Here is a 20,987-nt window from a genome sequence, read left to right on the forward strand (position 1 = left end):
CAGACAGGGCATAACTGAGCTGACTCACTTTTGAATTCATGAAGAGGAAGTCAGTTATGTCTTTGCAACGCACCTGGATTAAAAATCCGCTGGCGGTATTTACCGCCAATGAACTCGATGCCCGCGGCGGTATCGTCGTCGAAGGCTCCACGATCGCCGAAGTTCTGGCATCCGGCCAGTTACCCTCACAGCCGGTTGATCAGATTGCCGATGCCACCGGCTGCATACTTATGCCCGGCCTCATCAACACCCATCATCATTTCTATCAGACGCTGACCCGGGCCTGGGCGCCTGTGGTTAATGTGCCGCTGTTCCCGTGGCTGAAAAAACTGTATCCGGTCTGGGCGCGTTTGCAGCCTGAAGCGCTGGGGCTCGCCAGCCGAGTGGCGATGGCCGAACTGTTGCTTTCCGGCTGTACCACCACGACTGACCACCATTATCTGTTCCCGCAGGGAATGGAAGAGGCGATTGATGTGCAGGTTGAGGTCGTCCGCGAACTGGGGATGCGTGCTCTGCTGACGCGCGGTTCGATGAGCCTCGGAGAAGAGCAGGGAGGTTTACCGCCAGAGCAGACGGTGCAATCGGGAGATACGATTTTGCGCGACAGCCAGCGGCTGATCGACCGTTATCACCAGCGCGGTGACGGGGCGTGGATGCAGATTGCGCTGGCGCCGTGCTCGCCGTTTTCCGTGACTACGGACATCATGCGCGAAAGCGCCGCTATGGCGCAGCGTGAAGACGTCCGGCTGCACACTCATCTGGCGGAAACGCTGGATGAAGAAGCGTTCTGCCTGAAAATGTTCGGGCTGCGCACGGTGGATTATCTCGAAAGCGTCGGCTGGCTGAATGACCGGACGTGGCTGGCACACGGCATTCATTTCAATGCGGACGAAATTCAGCGGCTTGGCGCTGCCGGAACCGGGATCTGCCATTGTCCGGTGTCGAATATGCGCCTGGCGTCCGGCATGTGTCCGACGCGCGACCTTGAAGCGGCAGGCGTTCCCATCGGTTTGGGCGTGGACGGTTCTGCGTCCAACGATGCGTCGAATCTGATGTACGAAGCGCGTCAGGCGCTTTACCTGCAACGTCTGAAATATGGCGCGGAATACGTCACGCCGGAAAGAGTTTTAGGCTGGGCAACGCGCGGTTCGGCGAAGCTTATCGGGCGTAATGATATCGGGCAAATCGCGGTCGGGAAGCAGGCGGATCTGGCGCTTTTCCGGCTGGATGAATTACGTTTCAGCGGCAGCCATGACCCGGTTGCCGCGCTGCTGTTGTGCGGAGCAGAACGGGCTGACCGCGTGATGGTTGGCGGAAAATGGCGGGTGATTGACGGACAGATTGTCGGGATGGATATCAAATCGCTGATTTCTCGGCACCGTAAAGCAGCGGCGGCGCTGATTGCAGATCTGTAAAACAATGGATTCAGGGGCAGAGAAAATCTGCCCCTGGTTTTCTATTAAATATCGTTATTTCAAAACCGGTATTACAAATCGCCCGGAGAACGTGAACTGTTACCGCTGCGACCACTGCCGCTGCTGCTGGTAAACGTCGCATTATTGCCATTCTGCGCACGGTGCAGCGTTTCCATACGGACCTGGAACGGAGGGAACGGCAGCGTGATGCCGTGCTCGCGGAACCCGGCCAGAATCAGCTGATGGATTTCGTGGCGAAGCGGCATACGGTGCGCCATTTCGGCGGCATGCATACGCAGCTCGAAGATCTGAATCCCTTGTTGTAAATCCACGAGGTATGCTTCCGGCGCAGGCATATCCAGCACCAGCGAACAGCGGTGCGCGGCGTTAAGCAGGATTTGTGTCACTTCTTCACTGTTGGCTTCCGATGGCGCCGGAACGGTCAGTACAACACGCGTGACGGAATCTGAAAGCGACCAGTTGATGAACTGCTCGGTGATAAAGGCCTTGTTCGGCACGATAATTTCTTTGCGGTCCCAGTCGGCAATCGTCGTGGCGCGCGTATTGATTTTCGTAATGCTGCCGGTCAGGTTGCGGATGGTGACGGTATCGCCGATTCGGATCGGTTTTTCGAACAGAATAATCAGGCCGGAAATGAAGTTAGCGAAAATTTCCTGCAAACCAAAGCCCAGCCCGACACCCAGCGCGGCGACCAGCCATTGCAGTTTTGCCCATTCGATTCCGATAAGCGAAAAGCCCACCAGCCCGCCAATCAGCAGCAAAACGTACTTGGTGATAGTCAGCACGGCGTAACCGGTGCCCGGCGTCAGCTCCAGATGTTGCAGCAGCGCCAGTTCCAGCAGGGCGGGTAAATTACGCACCAGCTGCGTGGTAATAATCAGCACCAGAATGGCGATCAACACGGATCCGAGGGTGATCGGCTGCATGCTTTCCACGCCCTGAACGGTCGAGGAAACCTGCCATAGATGAATATTTTCCAGGAAAGAAAACGCGGAATGAATTTCTGACCACAGGAAAATCACCGAGATCAGCGCGATCAGCGTCAGCAGGGATCGCACCAGCCGCAATGACTGCGCGGAGATCGCATCCAGATCGACCACCGGTTCTTCGATTTCCACCGTGCCTTCGTTACTGCTGCTGGCGTGATGTCCGTCTTCTTCACCGCGGGCGCGCTGGTTCAGCATTTCCGCACGCCGCTGTTTTGCACGCTCAAAAGCGATACGGCGGCGCTGAATGAGCATCCAGCGGCGGATAATGTGATAAATCACCAGCAGAACAAACCAGATGGCAACCGAGGTTTCCAGACGCGCCAGCAAAGCCTGTGATGTGGCGAGGAAGCCCATCAGCGAGGCCAGCGCGGCCACAACCGGCGCGCCCAGCAACATCCACCACAGCGTGTTATTGAGGACGTTCTCGCTGTTGCCGTGTTTATCGTGGTACAGCGGAATGCCCGCGCGTTTCAGGCTGTGCGTCACCAGCGCAACCACCAGACAGAGAATAACGAAACACAGGCGACCCAGCGTATTGGAGAACTCGCGGTCATTGAGATTATCGAAGGTAATCAGCGCCATAATCAGCGGCACCAGTACCCAAATTGACAGGGCGTAATAGCGTAAAGCCCGCGAAACGGCGCGCTGAGGCCAGCCAAAGTGCGCGACAAACAGCCCCTGAGGATGGGCAAGCGCGGCGCTGACCATAAACGCCCAGAGGATCGGCAGCGTTGCTGTCACGCCATCGCCAATGGCGACCGCAATCGGATAAGGCCACGCACTTTGCAGCCCGAAGCCCAGCGCCGCCCAAAGTACGGGCAACGGCATGGCGACCAGAATTGACCAGAACACCGTGCGCATCGTCAGCGAGAAATGGTCCTGGGTGACTTTGCCGACCTTGCTGCTGGCACGCGCCAGAAACGCGTAATAGTGTTTGCGGGAGCTGATGCTGACAATCACCAGGATCAGCGCGCCAAACAGCGGCAGCAGCGTTTCTTTGCTGGTGATCATCATCATCGATGCACCGCCGAGCTGGCTCAGTGAATCGAGCGACACCAGACGTTTCAGGTCATGTGCGACCTGCACCGGATAAGAAAAACCAATCGGGCTGACGTCGGCGACCCAGAACAGATAACGGTGCGCAGCGTCATGCACGTCATTCAGCGCTTCCACCAGCTGGCTGTTGGCGACTTTCAGTTTGGTCAGTTCAAGAATTTGCGTATCGCAACCCGAGAGCAGCGAATTGAGCAAATCACGCTGCGTCCGCAGCTGAGCATCAAGGATTTTTTGCTGCGCCGCCGTCAGCGGTTTGCCGTCGTCCTGACGTCCCTGACGGTAAATTGCCTGCTTATCCAGTAAATCTTCATAGTGCAGACGCTGGACGCGCAGCTGCGCCATATCGCGGTCAAGCTGTTGCGGTTTAGGCATGTCCGGCAGGCGTGAAACCTGCGCCCTGAGCGTTTCGCCCAGCAGATTCGACGCGCCCAGCCACTGCGCCTGTTCGCGGATAGTGTTAATTGCCTGACGAACCTGTTGTGTCTGCGCGGCAGCCTGACGCTGCTGCGAGGAAATCAGATCCATGCGCTGCGCCTGCTGGTTCAGCGCCAGCGACAGCTCGCGGTTCGACTGCAACTGCTGGCTGATGGAATGTGGAAGCTCACCGCTTTGTTCGGCTAACAGCTCGGTTTTTTCCAGCGCCTGTTCCGCTTCGCGCTGGCGCTGGTTGTTGAGCATGTTGCGCAATGCCTGCAACTGCTGGTCGAGAAAATCGGCGCGTTTTTTGTAGAGATCAGCGCGGAGTCGTGACAGTTCCTGCCGGTTATTGGCAGAAAGCTGCGCCAGTTCCAGTTCATCAACCTTGGCTTTGCGCGCCGCCGATTCTGCCTGAAGCGCGCTGAGCTGAGCCTGCGCCAGCGGTGAAGATGCCGCCGCCGCCGCCTGCATGCGCTGCTCAATATCGCTGAGCGCATTCCGGGCTTCGGTTTGTTGTTGGGGGATCTGGCTGACCGAATCGCTGATATCGCGGAAGCGGTCCTGCTCCTGGCGCAACTGGCGGGTTTCTTCCAACTGCTGACTGCTGACCTGCAAAATCTGCTGCTCTAGCTGCGCGGCAGGGATGCTGTCATCAACGGCAGGCGGCTTTTCGGGCTGATTTTGCAACTCGAGGCGCAGCGCCTGTGTCAGTTTTGGAAAATCATCGATGACCGTCTGGTATTGCGTGGTGCGCCCGGCCGAAACATTCATCTCATTCAGCCAGTTGAGCGCACTTTGCAGCGCCTCAACCACCTGCGTCTGATTGGCCATTTCTTTATTGGCTTCCGCCTGTTTCAGCTCTTGTTTGAGCTGATCTTCGGTCGAGGTTGCTGTCGCCGCCAGAGGCAGAGCCAGCAATAAACTCATCAGCAGGGCGGGGATCAGGCGCACTTGGTCAATTCCTTTTCAGTGGTTTAACGCGTACTCAGTAGTCTTTAGGCGCTTGTGGTTCAGCTGTGGCCACACCAGCCGGCGTTTCTGCGATGACAGGTGCTTCCGGAGTGACAATTGCTTCTGGTACCGCAGGTTCCGCCGTTGCAGCTGCCGGTGTACGCAGCGCTTCAGCAAATGGTTCACCCATGCGGGTAACAGTGCCGTTGCTCAGTTGTGGCATAAAGCGGATCTGGTTTGCAGCAAACAAGTTGATCACGGTTGAGCCCAGTTTGAAACGTCCCATTTCCTGGCCTTTTTCCAGCGCAATCGCGCCTTCTTCGTCAGCGGCCGGGTATGTCCAGCGTTTAATGATGCCTTCGCGCGGCGGCGTAACGCAGCCTGCCCAGACGGTTTCAATGCTGCCAACGATGGTCGCGCCGACCAGAATCTGCACCATCGGGCCAAATTCAGTATCAAATACGCAGATGACGCGTTCGTTACGAGCGAACAGATTCGGGACGTTGGCCGCCGTCAGCGGGTTCACGGAGAACAGATCGCCGGGCACGTAAATCATTTCGCGCAGCACGCCGCCGCACGGCATATGTACGCGGTGGTAGTCGCGCGGCGCCAGATAAATCGTGGCGAACTGGCCTTCTTTGAATTTTTCAGCCAGCAGATAATTTCCGGCCAGCAATGCTTCGAGGCTGTAGAAATGGCCTTTTGCCTGGAACAGTTTGCCATCGGTAATCGCGCCTAACTGGCTGACTGCGCCATCGGCGGGCAGGCAAAGCATGTCCAGGCCGCTGATCACCGGACGCGCGCCATCACGCAGCGGACGGACAAAGAATTCATTGAAGGTGGCGTACGATTTGAGATCCGGGTTCTGCGCTTCTTTCATGTCCACGCTGTAGAAACGGGCGAAAGCTTTGATGACCCAATGCGTCAGCGTGGCTGCGCGTTTATCTGCGCCCCAGCCTGCCAGACGGGTTAATCCTTGTTTAGGAAGTAAATATTGGAGTTTGATTTTGATACTGTCCAGCACGGGAAAACCTCTTGGATGGTATGAATGACCGGTTTGAACCGGCCATTTTGCAGGAGGCCGTCTTTTGACGGCCCCACAGTGTTTTAAGGTGGGGGATTGTAACGGGGTGAAATCATCGGTTCAACTTCCGTTAACTTCACCCGTTTGCCCTTAACCTTTTAGCTCAATGGCTTAACATTAAAGCGCGTCGAAGTTTTTACGCGTTTTTACGTCTTCCATACTTTCCAGAATGCGGTGGTAGTTGTCGAAACGCTCTTCGGCGATTTCGCCGCGATCGACCGCATCACGGATTGCACAGCCCGGATCGCTGCCGTGTTTGCAGTCGCGGAATTTGCAATAACCGAGGAAAGGGCGGAATTCGACAAAGCCTTGTGTGATTTGCTCTGGCGCGAGATGCCACAGACCAAACTCACGCACCCCAGGGGAATCGATAACATCGCCGCCGCGCTGGAAGTGGTAAAGGCGGGCTGCGGTCGTCGTGTGCTGGCCCAGACCGGAGTTGTCGGAGACTTCATTCACCACGATCTGTTTTTCTTCCGGCGGAAGCAGGGCATTCAGCAGGCTGGATTTCCCCACGCCTGACTGACCGGCAAAGATACTGATGCGATCCGTCAGCGCTGTTTCAAACGCCGGCATGCCTTCGCCGGTCTGGCTTGAAACTTCAAGCACGCGGTAATTAATCTTGCGGTAGATGTCCATCATGCCTTCGACGAATTTACGGCCTTCGTCGTCGAGCAGGTCAATTTTATTGAGCACAATCAGGGGCTCAACTTCTACGGTTTCGCAGGCCACCAGATAGCGGTCGATAATGTTCAGGGACAGCTCTGGCAGAATGGCGGAAACAATGACGATCTGGTCGATGTTGGCGGCGATAGGTTTCACGCCGTCGTAGAAATCAGGACGCGTCAGGACGGACGTGCGCTCATGTACCGCCTCAACGATACCTTTAACGCTGTCGTTTTCGCCTTTGCGCCAGACGACGCGGTCACCGGTGACCAGTGATCGGATGGTACGGCGGATGTTGCAACGGTGCTGGCTGCCGTCGGCCGCTTCAACGTCCGCATGCATTCCGAAACGGCTGATGACGATGCCGTCCTGCGGTTCGCCGTGCAGAGAATCGTCCAGCTCTTTCCGTTTGTCGGTCTGTGTCAGACGACGCTGGTGGTTAGTCTGAACGCGACGTTGTTGCCCTTTAGACAGTTTTGACTTAGTCACTGCGCCTCACTTGACTGGCTTTAATCGCTCGGTGCGACCAAAACGTCTATGATACCAGCTATATCTCTTTCATTGTAATAGGACACATTATGGCTGCAAATGACTCGAATTTGATTTGGATCGACCTGGAGATGACCGGTCTGGATCCTGAGCGCGACCGCATTATTGAGATTGCGACGCTGGTCACCGACGCGCATCTGAACATTCTGGCTGAAGGCCCGGTGATGGCGGTTCATCAGTCTGACGCGCAGCTGGCGCTGATGGACGACTGGAATGTCCGTACGCACACCGGCAGTGGTCTGGTTGATCGCGTGAAAGCCAGTCCGTTTGACGATAATGCCGCACAGCAAAAGACGATCGAATTTCTGCGCGAGTGGGTGCCGGAAGGCAAATCGCCAATTTGTGGCAACAGCGTCGGGCAGGATCGTCGTTTCCTGTTTAAGTACATGCCGGAGCTTGAGGCGTACTTCCACTACCGTTATCTGGATGTCAGCACCCTGAAAGAACTGGCGCGTCGCTGGAAACCGGAAGTGCTGAGCGGCTTTAAGAAGCAAAACACGCATCAGGCTCTGGACGACATTCGTGAATCCGTGGCTGAGCTGGCGTATTACCGCGAGCATTTTATTAATCTCTAATCTCCGTCATCCTTCAAGTTGCAGATGCGTTAGCTGCACTCTCTCACCCGAATCACTGATCGATGTCAGCTCATCAGGATTCGGGAATTTGCCGCCTTCCTGCACCTCGAATGATTCAGGCGATTTATTTTAAAAATCTTTATAAAAGCGCACGGAGCATGAAATCACCGTGTTTCGCTGCTTAAATCGCCGGTTTGCTGTTTTAATCGGCACTTGAACAAAAAAAACGTTTTTTTGCTTTCAGGGGCTTGCGGCTAAAAGGATTTCTCGTATAATGCGCACCCCGTACCGATGAAGAATTTCGTTGAGTGCGCAGAGCGGGAATAGCTCAGTTGGTAGAGCACGACCTTGCCAAGGTCGGGGTCGCGAGTTCGAGTCTCGTTTCCCGCTCCAAATTTTTAAGTGTTTGTTTTAAGTGTTTTAGATTTATCATGTAGATGTAAAACATGCAGTGCCATGCGACGCGGGAATAGCTCAGTTGGTAGAGCACGACCTTGCCAAGGTCGGGGTCGCGAGTTCGAGTCTCGTTTCCCGCTCCAAAATTTCAAAAGCTGTAAATTTACAGCGGATGCAATCAGCATCTCAATGCGGGAATAGCTCAGTTGGTAGAGCACGACCTTGCCAAGGTCGGGGTCGCGAGTTCGAGTCTCGTTTCCCGCTCCAATTTTCTTCTTCAGTTTACTTTCATTTCTCAGCAGCGTTTTCATGCATATATCGTGCGTGATTCAGACGATCATTACACGGTTTGTAGTAATTTTTTAAACAGACTTATCCACAGGTTTAGCTGTTTTTTTACACTGTCCGTTTTTTGCACTGCACATATTGCCAATTCATAATTGTTTGATTTTATTGAAAATAAATTTATAACAAAACGTTATGACGATCACTTGCTCTTTTTTTTGCAATTGATTGGCAAAGCATTTTTATTTTTATGCACAGAAAATATAGCTTTTCTAGTAATGTGATTTGGGATTTGTTATGCATCCCTCGGCAAACCTTTTTCAACAGCGCGGATCAGCCGTTTCTGCTGCGAAGTTTGCACTTCAATACGATGTTCATTTCTTCTTTCGGTTTGTTGCCGGATTGCCCATTCAATATGTTCATCCAGCAGCGGATTTTCGCCTGCGCGTGAATTCAGCGCATTCAGCACTTCTTCCGACCAGGGCGCATTGCCCAGCGCCACCGAAATATTACGCAGCCAGCGCAAATGACCGATGCGGCGGATTGGCGAGCCTTCGGTGATGCGCAGAAACTTTTCTTCCGTCCAGCCAAACAGCGCGATCAGCTCCGGCGAATGCAATGCGGCGCGCGGGCTGAAATCCTCTTCATCCGTCAGTTGTGAATAACGGTTCCACGGACAAATCAGCTGGCAATCGTCACAGCCATAGATGCGGTTACCCATCATGGGCCGGAATTCTTCCGGTATCGCGCCTTCCAGCTCAATCGTCAGGTAAGAAATGCAGCGACGTGCATCGACGGTGTAAGGCGCGACAATGGCACCGGTCGGGCAGGTGGTGATGCAGGCCACGCATTTGCCGCACTTTTCTTCCTGTGGCTGATCAACCGGCAACGGCAGATCAATCAGCAGTTCGCCGAGAAAGAACCAGGAGCCGGATCCCCGGTTAAGGATGAGTGAGTGTTTACCAACCCAGCCAAGGCCTGCTTTAGCTGCAAGGGGACGTTCCATAACGGGCGCTGAGTCGACAAATGGCCGGAACGTGACGGTGTGATCGGGCTGCTGTTCGGTGCAATACGCCTGAATCATATCGCCGAGCTTTTTCAGCCGCTGGCGCAACACTTTGTGATAGTCGCGCCCAAGCGCATACCGGCTGACATAGCCGAGCTGCGGATTATTCAGGGTTTTGGCGAAAGCGGCTTTGGCGGGCAAATAGTTCATGCGCACGCTGATCACCCGCAATGTGCCGGGCAAAAGCTCATGAGGGCGTGCGCGTAACATGCCGTGGCGCGCCATCCATTCCATCTCGCCATGATATTGTTTATCAAGCCAGTCCTGGAGTTTGGGCTCTTCTGCGGATAAGTCTGTATCGCAGATGCCGACCTGCTGGAAGCCTAGCGATTGGCCCCATTGCTTGATATGTTGAGCCAGTTGAACGAGATCGAGAGGGAGTGTCATGACGAACCAACGTGAAAAACGAAACGAGGCGAGTTTACCACATTCCGTGTTTTCTGCTGACTGGCTGCGAAAAGCGGAGCGCCAGGCGGCGCAGGAAACAGGGATTTCTCTGTTTACCCTGATGCAGCGTGCGGCCAAAGCCGCTTTTTTGCTGGCTCAGCACAAGTTTCCTGACGCGCGTCACTGGCTGATATTTTGCGGGCATGGCAATAATGGCGGCGATGGTTATGAAGTTGCCCGTCTGGCTAAGCTGGCCGGAATTCGGGTGACGCTACTGGCGGTCGACAGCCACAAGCCGCTGCCTGATGAAGCAGAATCAGCGCGCCTGGGCTGGGAGAAAGCGGGCGGAGAAATTGGCGCTGCTGAAACGCAATGGCCGCAGGATATTGATCTCATTATCGATGGTTTGCTGGGCACCGGCCTGACGTCTGCACCGCGCGCGCCTTACGACGGGCTCATCGAAAACATTAACGCGACGCCGGTTCCGGTTCTTTCTTTAGATATCCCTTCGGGTCTGGATGCCCAAACCGGGCAGGTTCCCGGTCAGGCGGTTCACGCCACGCACACGCTCAGCTTTATTGCCCTGAAACCCGGCTTACTGACTGGCCAGGCGCGAGATTACGTCGGGAAATTGCATTGCGATCCGCTCGGGCTGCAAAGCTGGCTGGGCGGACATCTTCCGCACCTGCAACGGCTGGACACAACGCAGCTGGCGCAATGGTTGCCTCCGCGTCGCCCCTGTTCGCACAAAGGCGATCATGGACGTTTGCTGGTGGTTGGCGGCGACACGGGATTTGCCGGCGCTATCCGCATGGCGTCTGAAGCCGCGCTGCGAAGCGGTGCAGGTCTGGTGCGAGTACTTACTCACATTGAAAACGCCGGGCCATTGCTGACGGCAAGACCTGAACTGATGGTGCAGGAACTCACGGCGAAATCACTGGAAGAAGGCCTGAAATGGGCAGACGTTCTGGTCATCGGTCCGGGGCTCGGACAACGCGACTGGGGCAGGCAGGCGGTAGAACAAGCTGAAAAATCGGATAAACCGGCCTTATGGGACGCCGATGCGCTTAACCTGCTGGCAATCAATCCCGGGAAACGGCAAAATCGCGTACTGACACCGCATCCCGGCGAAGCAGCTCGTTTACTCGGGTGCAGTGTGGAGGAGATTGAGAGTGATCGCTTACTTTCAGCCAGAAAACTCACTGAACGCTACGGCGGTGTGATCGTCCTGAAAGGTGCAGGCACGCTGATTGCCAGTGAACGCGGCGAGCTCGCCGTTGCCGACGTCGGTAATGCCGGAATGGCATCGGGCGGCATGGGCGACGTACTTTCTGGTATTATCGGCGGATTACTGGCTCAAAAACTCGAAGTATATGATGCGGCCTGCGCGGGCACAGTGGTTCATGGCGCGGCTGCGGACGAAATCGCCCACCGGCAGGGAACGCGCGGTATGCTGGCGACTGATCTTTTAGCGGTGATTCCCCCGTTAGTTAATCCAGACCTGAAGAAACAGATATCTGAATGAATCAACTTAATATCTCTTTACCCGACGAAGCAGCGACGCTGCAATTAGGTGCTTCTCTGGCGAAAGCCTGCGAAGGCTCTGCGGTTATCCATCTTTATGGTGATCTGGGCGCCGGTAAAACGACCTTTAGCCGGGGTTTTCTTCAGGCATTAGGGCATCAGGGCAACGTGAAAAGCCCGACCTACACGCTGGTTGAGCCTTATCAGCTGGACAATATTGCTGTTTATCATTTTGATTTATATCGCCTTGCGGATCCGGAAGAACTGGAATTTATGGGGATCCGCGATTATTTCGCGCAGGATTCCATTTGTCTGGTGGAATGGCCGCAGAAAGGCGCAGGTGTTTTACCCGAGCCGGATATTGAACTGACGCTGGATTACTCGTCGCAAGAGCAGCCTCTGGCGCGCACGGCGAAACTGGTCGCAGTGTCGGAAGCCGGTGTTACGTTATTGCATCGTGTTCAACAGCAAGGATGACCGCGCGATGAACTCACGCTTCACCTCTCTTTTCCATTCGGCGGCGATGCTTTTGTCGGCGCTGATGCTTTTTGTTGTTTTGATTCCGTCCGCAGCGTTAGCGGCCGGTATGAAGAACATCAACGTTTCCAATGGCGCAACGCAGTCGACGGTGACGATTACCTTTGACGGCTCGCCGGATTATTCTTTTTTTCCGCTGCATAACCCCGAACGCGTTGTCATGGATATCCGTCAGGATGGCGTGATGAAAGGGTTGCCGCTGACCTTTAACGGCCAGAATCTGGTGACCCGCGTGCGCGCGAGTACGCCGCCGAATGCGCAAAGCCAGCGTCTGGTTTTTGAACTGAATCAGAAAGTCAGAACCAACGCGACGAAACAAAAAGACGGCAGCCTGTACACCGTTGTGCTGACCATGAATGCATCGGCCGCGCCGCGCCGCAATGCGCCGGTTTCCACGGTCACCAATACGCCGTCGCCGAATGCCACCGCCACGCCAGCCGCCTCTCAAAAATCGAATCCGTTTACCAATGATCAGACGAAAGTTGTCGCTACCACCGTCGCGCCGGACAACTCACGTTCTTCCACTGTTTCTACCAGCGACAGTAAAATCATTGTCGCGATCGACGCCGGTCACGGCGGGCAGGATCCGGGCGCTATTGGCGGCGGCGGTCTGAAAGAAAAAAATGTCACTATCGCCATTGCCCGTAAGCTTCAGACATTGCTCAATGCCGACCCGATGTTCAAACCCGTGCTGACCCGCGACGGTGACTATTTCATTTCCGTCATGGGACGTTCTGATGTGGCGCGCAAGAAAAACGCCAACGTTCTGGTCTCCATTCACGCCGATGCGGCGCCAAGCCGTAGTGCGCGCGGGGCGTCGGTGTGGGTTCTGTCCAACCGTCGCGCGAACAGCGAAATGGGTAACTGGCTGGAGCAACATGAGAAACAATCAGAATTGCTCGGCGGTGCAGGCGATGTGCTGGCGAATACCGCGTCTGACCCTTACCTGAGCCAGGCGGTTCTGGATTTACAGTTCGGCCATTCCCAGCGCGTGGGTTATGACGTGGCGACCCGTGTTTTACGGGAACTTCGCTCGGTCGGCTCGCTGCACAAAGCCAAACCGGAACACGCCAGTTTAGGCGTACTCCGTTCTCCGGATATCCCGTCTCTGCTGGTAGAAACCGGCTTTATCAGTAACTCAACCGAGGAGCGGCTGCTGGGCAGCAGCGCGTACCAGGATAAAATTGCACGAGCCATTCACATTGGCCTGCGTAATTATTTCCAGTCGCATCCGATACAAAACGGCCCAAAGGTCGAAAACCGTCCGCTGCTGGCATCAGCATCGGCGGCAAGTGATAGCGCAGCGGGAAGCGATACATCAGCCAGTTCTTCCGTCAGTCAGCCCGGCCCGATTGAAGCCACTGCGGCTTCCGGCGGGGCAACGCAAATCCATAAGGTCACCCGTGGTGAGACGCTGACCGGCATTGCCAGTAGCTACGGAACGACCAACGCGGCGCTGCGTGACCTGAATAAATTGAAAAAAGATGGCGTCTGGGTCGGCCAGAGATTGAAAGTACCGGCTGGCACCCGCACTTCTACAGCATCATCTTCATCGCACGCTTCTGCCACGACGGCCAAAGCAACGAAGAAACCGGCGAAACATACGGTGAAACGCGGTGACACGCTTTCCGCGATAGCGAGCAAATACGGTGTCAGCATGAATGACATCAAAACGGCGAATCACATGAAGTCTGGCGAGGTGCAGCTCGGCCAAACCTTAACGATTCCACAGTCATAACGGCGGTTTATAGACGCCAGCCACAGGAGCCGATATGCCGATCAAGGTATTGCCGCCGCAGCTTGCTAATCAGATAGCGGCCGGTGAAGTTGTCGAAAGACCGGCTTCCGTGGTGAAAGAACTGGTGGAAAACAGTCTGGATGCCGGTGCGACGCGCATCGATATTGATATCGATCGTGGCGGCGCCAAGCTCATCCGTATTCGTGATAACGGCTGCGGGATTGGTAAAGACGATCTGGCTCTTGCGCTGGCACGACACGCCACCAGTAAAATTACCTGCCTCGATGATCTGGAGGCCATTCTCAGCCTCGGTTTTCGTGGCGAAGCGCTGGCCAGTATCAGCTCGGTATCGCGCCTGATCCTGACTTCACGCACCGCAGAACAACAGGAAGCCTGGCAGGCGTACGCCGAAGGCCGCGACATGGCAGTAACCGTCAAACCGGCCGCGCATCCGCAGGGTTCTACCGTTGAAGTGCTGGATCTGTTTTACAACACGCCAGCCCGGCGCAAATTTATGCGCACCGAAAAGACCGAATTTACCCATATTGATGAAGTCGTCCGTCGCATTGCGCTGGCGCGCTTTGACGTTTCCGTCAATCTCAGCCATAACGGCAAACTGATCCGGCAGTACCGCGCCGTGAAAGATCCGTCGCAGTCTTCCCGCCGTCTGGCCAGTATTTGCAGCCCGACGTTCGTTGAACATGCGCTGGAAGTTGAATGGAGCCATGGCGATCTGGCGATCCGCGGCTGGGTAGCTGACCCCGCGGGTTCGCGCAGCCTGACTGACATGCAATATTGCTACGTGAATAACCGCATGATGAAAGATCGTCTGATTAATCATGCGATCCGCCAGGCGTATCAGGATCAGTTAAAAGACGACCAGCAGCCTGCGTATGTGTTGTATCTGGATGTCGATCCGCATCAGGTGGATGTCAACGTGCATCCGGCGAAACACGAAGTGCGTTTCCATCAGTCGCGGCTGGTTCATGATTTCATCTATCAGGCCGTGATGTCTGTTTTGCAACAGGCAGGCAATCCGGTGCTTGAAGAAGCGGAGTTGCAGGGAGAAACGCCGCGCTGGCAGCCGGAAAACCGGCAGGCGGCAGGGGGAAATCATTTCTCACAGCCCGCAGATAAAAAACCGGCTCAGCCCGTGCGGGAAAATGTGTTTCCTGAAACTGCCCGAAGCAGCGCGCCGCGCGAACCAGTATTCCGGAGTTCTGAACCGGCATACAACCGCAGTGAAGCAAAGCCCTATCAGCAGCTTTTGCAGCCCGCAGCCGGGGATTTCTCTTTACAGGAACCGGCTCCGGCTGTGGCACAGGCCGCTAAGCCTGCACCATCCACCGCCCGTACACTGGCTGAACCGGCGCTTGAAGCGCACAGCCAGAGTTTCGGGCGCGTACTGACGGTCTGTTCGGCGGAATATGCGTTGCTGGAACGCGGAAAGCAGTTGGTGCTTTTATCGCTGCCGGTGGCCGATCGCTGGCTGAAGTGGGCACAGCTGACACCGCCGGAAGAAGGGCTTCGTCCGCAGCCTTTGCTGATCCCGCTGAAGCTGACGGTGAGTAAAGAAGAAATCGCCGTGCTGGCGCGATTTCAGACGTTATTACAGCATTTTGGTTTAGAAATGCTCAGCGAGTCACAGCGTGTGACGGTTCGCGCGGTACCTTTACCATTACGCCAACAAAATTTACAAAAGTTGATACCTGATCTGTTAGGTTACCTTGCTGTTCAGCAGGAGGTGACTTCTGATGCGGTAGCTATGTGGTTTGCCCGCCACTGTGGCTGCGAGCACGAGGTCTGGTCGGTTTCACAAGCCATACAATTACTCACGGACGTTGAGCGACTTTGCCCACATTTGGTTAAAGCGCCTCCTTCCGGACTTCTGCAACCTCTTGATTTACAGTCCGCGCTGGCGGCTTTTAAGCATGACTGATTCTGAAAAACACTCCGCTCCCCCGGCGATCTTTATTATGGGGCCGACCGCATCCGGTAAAACTGCACTGGCGATGTCGCTGATGAAACATCTGCCCGTTGAGTTAATCAGTGTGGATTCCGCACTGATCTACCGTGGAATGGACATCGGCACCGCGAAACCGACGGCGGAAGAACTGGCGCAAGCACCACATCGTCTGATTGATATTCTTGACCCGACCCGCGCGTATTCTGCCGCTGACTTTCGTGCGGATGCTTTACGCGAAATGGCAGAAATAACCTCACGCAATAAGATCCCGTTATTGGTGGGTGGGACTATGCTTTATTTCAAGGCATTGCTCGAAGGACTTTCACCGTTGCCGCCCGCCGATCCGGCTGTGCGCGAGCACATTGAAAAACAGGCCGCAGAGCAGGGTTGGGAAGCGCTTCATAGCCAGCTGAGCGAGATTGATCCCGTCGCGGCTATGCGAATTCATCCGAATGATCCGCAGAGACTGTCCAGAGCACTGGAAGTTTTTTATATTTCGGGTAAAACTTTAACGGAACTGACTAAAATTTCGGGTGAAACGTTGCCTTATCACGTTCATCAGTTTGCGATTGCCCCGACCCGCCGTGAAACATTACATGCGCGGATCGAGGAACGTTTTAGTCAGATGTTGTCCAATGGTTTTGAAGACGAAGTCAGAACGCTGATAGCTCGGGGCGATTTGCATACGGATTTGCCTTCCATTCGTTGCGTCGGATACCGCCAGATGTGGTCATATTTGTCCGGTGAATTCGATTACGATGAAATGGTTTATCGTGGTGTTTGCGCGACACGACAGCTGGCCAAGCGTCAGATGACCTGGTTGCGGGGTTGGGAGGGAGTCCAATGGCTTGATTCTGAGAAGCCAGAAGAGGCCTTAAACCGTGTAATTCAGGTTGTTAGTGCATAGGTTGGGTGATTGTGTACAATTGATGAGTACTCAGCGCGCAAATTTTTTATGTGATTTATTTTCGAGCCGATAGGCTCAAAGTTACAAACAACAAACTAATAAGGAAAAGATAGAATGGCTAAGGGGCAATCTTTGCAAGATCCGTTCCTGAACGCATTGCGTCGTGAACGTGTTCCGGTTTCTATTTACTTGGTGAATGGTATTAAGCTGCAAGGCCAGATTGAGTCTTTTGACCAGTTTGTCATTCTGTTAAAAAATACGGTAAGCCAGATGGTGTATAAACACGCTATCTCCACCGTAGTGCCTTCCCGCCCGGTGTCACATCATAGCAATAATCCAGGTACGGGCAGCACCAGCAGCAATTATCACCATGGTAGCACTCCGTCTGCGCAGCAGCCGCAGCAGGAAAACGATGACGCTGAATAAAGCGCAACGTTGGTCAACCACGAAGGGGTTCATAAGTATTCCGATTATGCTTATGCACCCCCGGCTGGCGAATTTTTCCCAAATGAGAGGTCGCAAGCTTGTTTGACCGTTATGAAGCCGGTGAGCAGGCCGTACTGGTTCATATCTATTTCTCGCAAGACAAAGACACGGAAGACCTGAGCGAATTTGAATCGCTGGTATCTTCTGCAGGTGTAGAGGCGTTGCAAGTCGTCACCGGGAGCCGCAAGGCACCGCACCCTAAATACTTTGTCGGTGAAGGAAAGGCCCAAGAAATCGCAGATGCCGTCAAAGCAACGGGCGCTTCTGTCATCCTGTTCGATCACGCTTTGTCCCCCGGCCAGGAACGAAACCTGGAAGCCTTATGCGAATGTCGCGTTGTCGACCGCACCGGTTTGATTTTAGATATTTTTGCCCAGCGGGCACGAACTCACGAAGGTAAGTTACAAGTAGAACTGGCGCAATTACGCCACATTGCTACCCGACTGGTTCGCGGCTGGACACACCTTGAGCGTCAGGGCGGCGGCATTGGTGCACGTGGCCCGGGTGAAACCCAGCTCGAAACGGACCGCCGTTTACTGCGGGACCGGATTACTCTAATTCTCAGCCGTCTTGAAAAAGTGGCTAAGCAGCGTGAACAAGGTCGCCGTTCGCGCGTTCGTGCGGATATTCCGACGGTGTCTTTGGTGGGGTATACCAACGCCGGAAAATCTACACTCTTTAACCGTATCACTCAGGCCGATGTTTACGTGGCCAATCAGTTGTTTGCTACGCTGGATCCTACGCTGCGCCGCATTATGGTGGCAGATGTCGGGGAAACAGTTTTGGCGGACACCGTAGGGTTTATTCGTCACCTGCCCCATGATTTAGTTGCCGCCTTTAAGGCAACGTTGCAGGAAACCCGACAGGCATCTCTGTTATTACATGTGATTGATGCAGCGGACATCCGGGTTCAAGAAAATATTGACGCGGTGAATACGGTGCTGGCAGAGATTGAAGCAGATGAAATTCCTGCGCTGTTAGTGATGAACAAAATAGATATGCTGGATGATTTTGTCCCGCGTATCGATCGCAACGAGGAGAATTTGCCGGTCAGGGTCTGGCTCTCAGCCGTGACAGGTGAAGGTATTCCGTTGCTCTTTCAGGCGTTAACGGAGCGGTTATCTGGCGAAATTGCGCAGCATGAATTGTGCCTGCCGCCGGAAGCTGGCCGCCTTCGTAGCCGTTTTTACCAGCTTCAGGCCATTGAAAAAGAATGGATTGAAGAGGATGGCAGTATCGGTCTGATGGTGCGAATGCCCATTGTTGACTGGCGTCGCCTCTGCAAACAAGAGCAGGAACTGGCCAGCTATGTCCGCAACCAGAGCCTGTCTGATTTGGCCTGAAGAACACCAATCATAGAATAATGGAGCTATAACATGGCGTGGAATCAGCCCGGTAATAACGGACAGGACCGCGACCCCTGGGGCAGCAGCAATAATAGCGGCAACTCTGGTGGAAATTCTGGTGGAAATAATGACAACAAAGGCGGCCGCAATCAGGGGCCACCTGACCTGGACGATATCTTCCGTAAACTCAGCAAAAAGCTGGGTGGATTCGGCGGAAAAGGTTCAGGCAACAACAATAACAACAATGGCGCGCCAACCGGTTCTGGTCACGGAATGAGTGGCACCCGGATTGCGGGCATCGCGGTTGCCGCGGTGGTTGTGATTTGGGCGGCGACGGGCTTCTATACCATTAAAGAAGCGGAGCGTGGCGTGGTCACCCGTTTTGGTAAGTTCAGCCATCTGGTTGAGCCTGGCCTGAACTGGAAACCGACCTTCATCGATCAGGTTCGCGCAGTGAACGTCGAATCGGTACGTGAACTGGCCGCGTCTGGTGTGATGCTGACGTCTGATGAGAACGTGGTACGCGTTGAAATGAACGTGCAGTATCGCGTGACCAATCCTGAAGCTTACCTGTTCAGCGTCGCTAACCCTGACGACAGCCTGAGCCAGGCAACAGACAGCGCATTGCGCGGCGTTATCGGCAAATACACGATGGACAAAATCCTGACTGAAGGCCGTACAACCGTGCGTAGCGACACCCAGCGTGTACTGGAAGAAACCATTCGTCCGTACAAAATGGGTATCACTATTCAGGACGTCAACTTCCAGACCGCGCGTCCGCCGGAAGAAGTGAAAGCTTCCTTCGATAACGCGATTGCCGCCCGTGAAAGAGAGCAACAGTCTATTCGTGAAGCAGAAGCTTACGCGAACCAGATCCAGCCTCTGGCAAACGGTGAAGCACAGCGCTTACTGGAAGACGCGAAAGCGTATAAAGACCGTACCGTTCTGGAAGCGCAGGGTGAAGTGGCCCGGTTCTCCAAACTGTTACCAGAATATAAAGCCGCACCGGAAATTACCCGTGAGCGTCTTTATATCGAAACCATGGAAAAAGTCCTCAGTCACACCCGTAAAGTTCTGGTGAGTGATAAAGGAAATAACCTGATGGTATTGCCACTGGATCAGATGCTGCGCGGAAATAACGCGGCAGCAAACGACACCAGCAAAAATGATGACACAGGTTTGTTACCTTCTGTGCCGGGTTTGACCAGCAGTAATGGCAAAAGCAGTGCCGATAACAGCAGTTCCCGTTCGTCTGGCAGTGTCATGGACCAGCGTCGTGCTAATGCACAGCGTGACGATACACTTCGCGTAGGGAGAGAATAACAATGCGTAAGTCATTTTTACTTATCGTCGTTGTGGTGCTGGTGGCGCTTTATGCTTCACTGTTTGTGGTTCAGGAAGGTCAGCGCGGTATCGTTCTGCGCTTCGGTAAAGTTCTGCGCGACAGCGATAACAAGCCTCTGGTGTATGCGCCGGGTCTGCATTTCAAGGTTCCGTTTGTGGAATCCATCAAAATGCTCGACGCGCGTATCCAGACCATGGACAACCAGGCTGACCGTTTCGTGACCAGCGAGAAGAAAGACCTGATCGTCGATTCTTATCTGAAATGGCGTATCAGCGATTTCAGCCGTTACTATCTGGCAACGGGCGGCGGCGACGTCTCTCAGGCCGAAGTTCTGCTGAAACGTAAATTCAGTGACCGTCTGCGTTCTGAAATTGGTCGTCTGGATGTGAAAGACATCGTGACCGATTCCCGCGGTCGTCTGACGCTGGATGTGCGTGACGCGCTGAACACAGGTAGCGCAGGTGATGAGCCGGAAGCGACGACCGAAGCTGATGATGCTATTGCGTCTGCGGCGAAACGTGTTGAGCAGGAAACCAAGGGCAAACAGCCTGCGGTGAACCCGAACAGCATGGCGGCGCTGGGTATTGAAGTGGTTGACGTTCGTCTGAAACAAATCAACTTGCCGGAAGAAGTGTCCAGCGCGATTTTCGACCGTATGCGCGCTGAGCGTAATGCGGTGGCATTGCGCCACATCTCTCAGGGTAAAGAAGAGGCGACTAAGATTCAGGCAGCGGCGGATTACGAAAGAACCCGTACAGTGGCTGAAGCAGAACGTACTGCCCGTATCACACGCGGTGAAGGCGATGCTGAAGCGGCGAAACTGTTTGCTGATGCATTCAGCCAGGATCCGGACTTCTACGCATTCATTCGTAGCCTGCGTGCTTATGAGGCCAGCTTCAAGAGCGGTAACGATGTCATGGTGTTAAGCCCTGACAGCGACTTCTTCCGCTTCATGAAGTCACCTGACCAGCTAAGAAACAAATAATTGCTGATGCAATTTCCAAAAGGCCCTTCGCGGGCCTTTTGTCATTTCTGAAACTCCTTTTCCTGTTGAAGGGAATCACTGAGACACATTCACCATGAATTCGACAATCTGGCTGGCGCTGGCCTTAGTTTTGGTTCTGGAAGGCCTGGGGCCGATGCTTTATCCAAAATCGTGGAGAAAAATGATCCTCACACTGGCGAATCTTCCGGACTCCGTTTTACGTCGTTTTGGCGGGGGTCTTGTGGTCGCAGGCTTCGTAATTTACTACATGTTGCGTGGTCGTCTGGGTGGTTGAG

General features: G+C 54.4%; 16 protein-coding genes and 3 tRNA genes. 15 read left to right on the plus strand and 4 right to left on the minus strand.

Annotated elements, in window-relative coordinates; all coding sequences use genetic code 11:
* The first annotated feature begins 56 nt into the window (after positions 1 to 56).
* On the plus strand, positions 57 to 1,415 hold the full coding sequence (locus KWG64_RS13100; RefSeq protein WP_218522140.1) for an 8-oxoguanine deaminase: 1,359 nt from the start codon (positions 57 to 59) through the stop codon (positions 1,413 to 1,415).
* A gap of 71 nt (positions 1,416 to 1,486) precedes the next feature.
* Here the strand turns inward: KWG64_RS13100 and mscM are convergent, their stop codons facing one another.
* From mscM to rsgA, 3 genes are all read right to left on the minus strand, one after another.
* A complete protein-coding gene (mscM, locus tag KWG64_RS13105; protein WP_218522141.1) occupies positions 1,487 to 4,849 on the minus strand; it encodes a miniconductance mechanosensitive channel MscM in 3,363 nt (1,120 codons plus the stop codon).
* Positions 4,850 to 4,883: 34 nt separating this feature from the next.
* On the minus strand, positions 4,884 to 5,873 hold the full coding sequence (gene asd, locus KWG64_RS13110) for an archaetidylserine decarboxylase (RefSeq protein ID WP_218522142.1): 990 nt from the start codon (positions 5,871 to 5,873) through the stop codon (positions 4,884 to 4,886).
* A 177-nt stretch (positions 5,874 to 6,050) separates the two neighbouring features.
* Complete coding sequence (rsgA, locus tag KWG64_RS13115) at positions 6,051 to 7,088, minus strand: small ribosomal subunit biogenesis GTPase RsgA (protein ID WP_152325335.1); 1,038 nt, start codon at positions 7,086 to 7,088, stop codon at positions 6,051 to 6,053.
* Between the two features lie 89 nt (positions 7,089 to 7,177).
* On the opposite strand from rsgA, the gene orn reads away from it, so the two are divergent.
* From orn to KWG64_RS13135, 4 genes are all read left to right on the plus strand, one after another.
* Complete coding sequence (gene orn / locus KWG64_RS13120) at positions 7,178 to 7,723, plus strand: oligoribonuclease (protein WP_195813565.1); 546 nt, start codon at positions 7,178 to 7,180, stop codon at positions 7,721 to 7,723.
* 317 nt (positions 7,724 to 8,040) lie between these two features.
* A tRNA-Gly gene (locus KWG64_RS13125) sits at positions 8,041 to 8,116 on the plus strand.
* 70 nt (positions 8,117 to 8,186) lie between these two features.
* Positions 8,187 to 8,262 (plus strand) — tRNA-Gly (locus KWG64_RS13130).
* Positions 8,263 to 8,310: 48 nt separating this feature from the next.
* Positions 8,311 to 8,386, plus strand: a tRNA-Gly gene (locus tag KWG64_RS13135).
* 313 nt (positions 8,387 to 8,699) lie between these two features.
* Here KWG64_RS13135 and queG read toward each other — a convergent pair.
* A complete protein-coding gene (gene queG / locus KWG64_RS13140; RefSeq protein ID WP_218522143.1) occupies positions 8,700 to 9,857 on the minus strand; it encodes a tRNA epoxyqueuosine(34) reductase QueG in 1,158 nt (385 codons plus the stop codon).
* Here queG and nnr point away from each other — a divergent pair.
* The 10 genes from nnr to KWG64_RS13190 all read left to right on the plus strand — a co-directional run bounded on the left by nnr (position 9,856) and on the right by KWG64_RS13190 (position 20,986).
* A complete protein-coding gene (gene nnr, locus KWG64_RS13145; protein ID WP_218522144.1) occupies positions 9,856 to 11,382 on the plus strand; it encodes a bifunctional ADP-dependent NAD(P)H-hydrate dehydratase/NAD(P)H-hydrate epimerase in 1,527 nt (508 codons plus the stop codon). The two genes, queG and nnr, sit on opposite strands and share 2 nt — an antisense overlap.
* The gene (tsaE, locus tag KWG64_RS13150; RefSeq protein WP_195813568.1) at positions 11,379 to 11,858 is read left to right on the plus strand and encodes a tRNA (adenosine(37)-N6)-threonylcarbamoyltransferase complex ATPase subunit type 1 TsaE; all 480 of its coding nucleotides are present in this window, start codon (positions 11,379 to 11,381) and stop codon (positions 11,856 to 11,858) included. Before nnr ends, tsaE begins: the two co-directional genes overlap by 4 nt.
* Positions 11,859 to 11,865: 7 nt before the next feature.
* Positions 11,866 to 13,656, plus strand: coding sequence for an N-acetylmuramoyl-L-alanine amidase AmiB (gene amiB / locus KWG64_RS13155; RefSeq protein ID WP_218522145.1), 1,791 nt, complete (start codon positions 11,866 to 11,868; stop codon positions 13,654 to 13,656).
* 34 nt (positions 13,657 to 13,690) lie between these two features.
* Positions 13,691 to 15,595, plus strand: a complete 1,905-nt coding sequence (gene mutL, locus KWG64_RS13160) for a DNA mismatch repair endonuclease MutL (RefSeq protein WP_218522146.1) — start codon at positions 13,691 to 13,693, stop codon at positions 15,593 to 15,595.
* The gene (gene miaA, locus KWG64_RS13165; protein WP_195823960.1) at positions 15,588 to 16,529 is read left to right on the plus strand and encodes a tRNA (adenosine(37)-N6)-dimethylallyltransferase MiaA; all 942 of its coding nucleotides are present in this window, start codon (positions 15,588 to 15,590) and stop codon (positions 16,527 to 16,529) included. Before mutL ends, miaA begins: the two co-directional genes overlap by 8 nt.
* A 114-nt stretch (positions 16,530 to 16,643) precedes the next feature.
* Positions 16,644 to 16,955, plus strand: a complete 312-nt coding sequence (gene hfq, locus KWG64_RS13170; protein ID WP_104923534.1) for an RNA chaperone Hfq — start codon at positions 16,644 to 16,646, stop codon at positions 16,953 to 16,955.
* A 98-nt stretch (positions 16,956 to 17,053) separates the two neighbouring features.
* Positions 17,054 to 18,358, plus strand: coding sequence for a ribosome rescue GTPase HflX (hflX, locus tag KWG64_RS13175; RefSeq protein WP_195813572.1), 1,305 nt, complete (start codon positions 17,054 to 17,056; stop codon positions 18,356 to 18,358).
* 33 nt (positions 18,359 to 18,391) lie between these two features.
* Positions 18,392 to 19,684, plus strand: coding sequence for an FtsH protease activity modulator HflK (hflK, locus tag KWG64_RS13180; protein ID WP_195813573.1), 1,293 nt, complete (start codon positions 18,392 to 18,394; stop codon positions 19,682 to 19,684).
* A gap of 2 nt (positions 19,685 to 19,686) precedes the next feature.
* Positions 19,687 to 20,691 (plus strand): protease modulator HflC, encoded by a 1,005-nt coding sequence (hflC, locus tag KWG64_RS13185; RefSeq protein WP_152325326.1) that lies wholly within the window; start codon positions 19,687 to 19,689, stop codon positions 20,689 to 20,691.
* Positions 20,692 to 20,785: 94 nt separating this feature from the next.
* Positions 20,786 to 20,986: a DUF2065 domain-containing protein gene (locus KWG64_RS13190; RefSeq protein ID WP_101078281.1), complete on the plus strand. Its 201-nt coding sequence runs from the start codon at positions 20,786 to 20,788 to the stop codon at positions 20,984 to 20,986.
* Position 20,987 lies beyond the last annotated feature (1 nt).

Source organism: Rahnella sp. PD12R (assembly GCF_019200965.1).
Classification (GTDB): Bacteria; Pseudomonadota; Gammaproteobacteria; order Enterobacterales; family Enterobacteriaceae; genus Rahnella; species Rahnella laticis.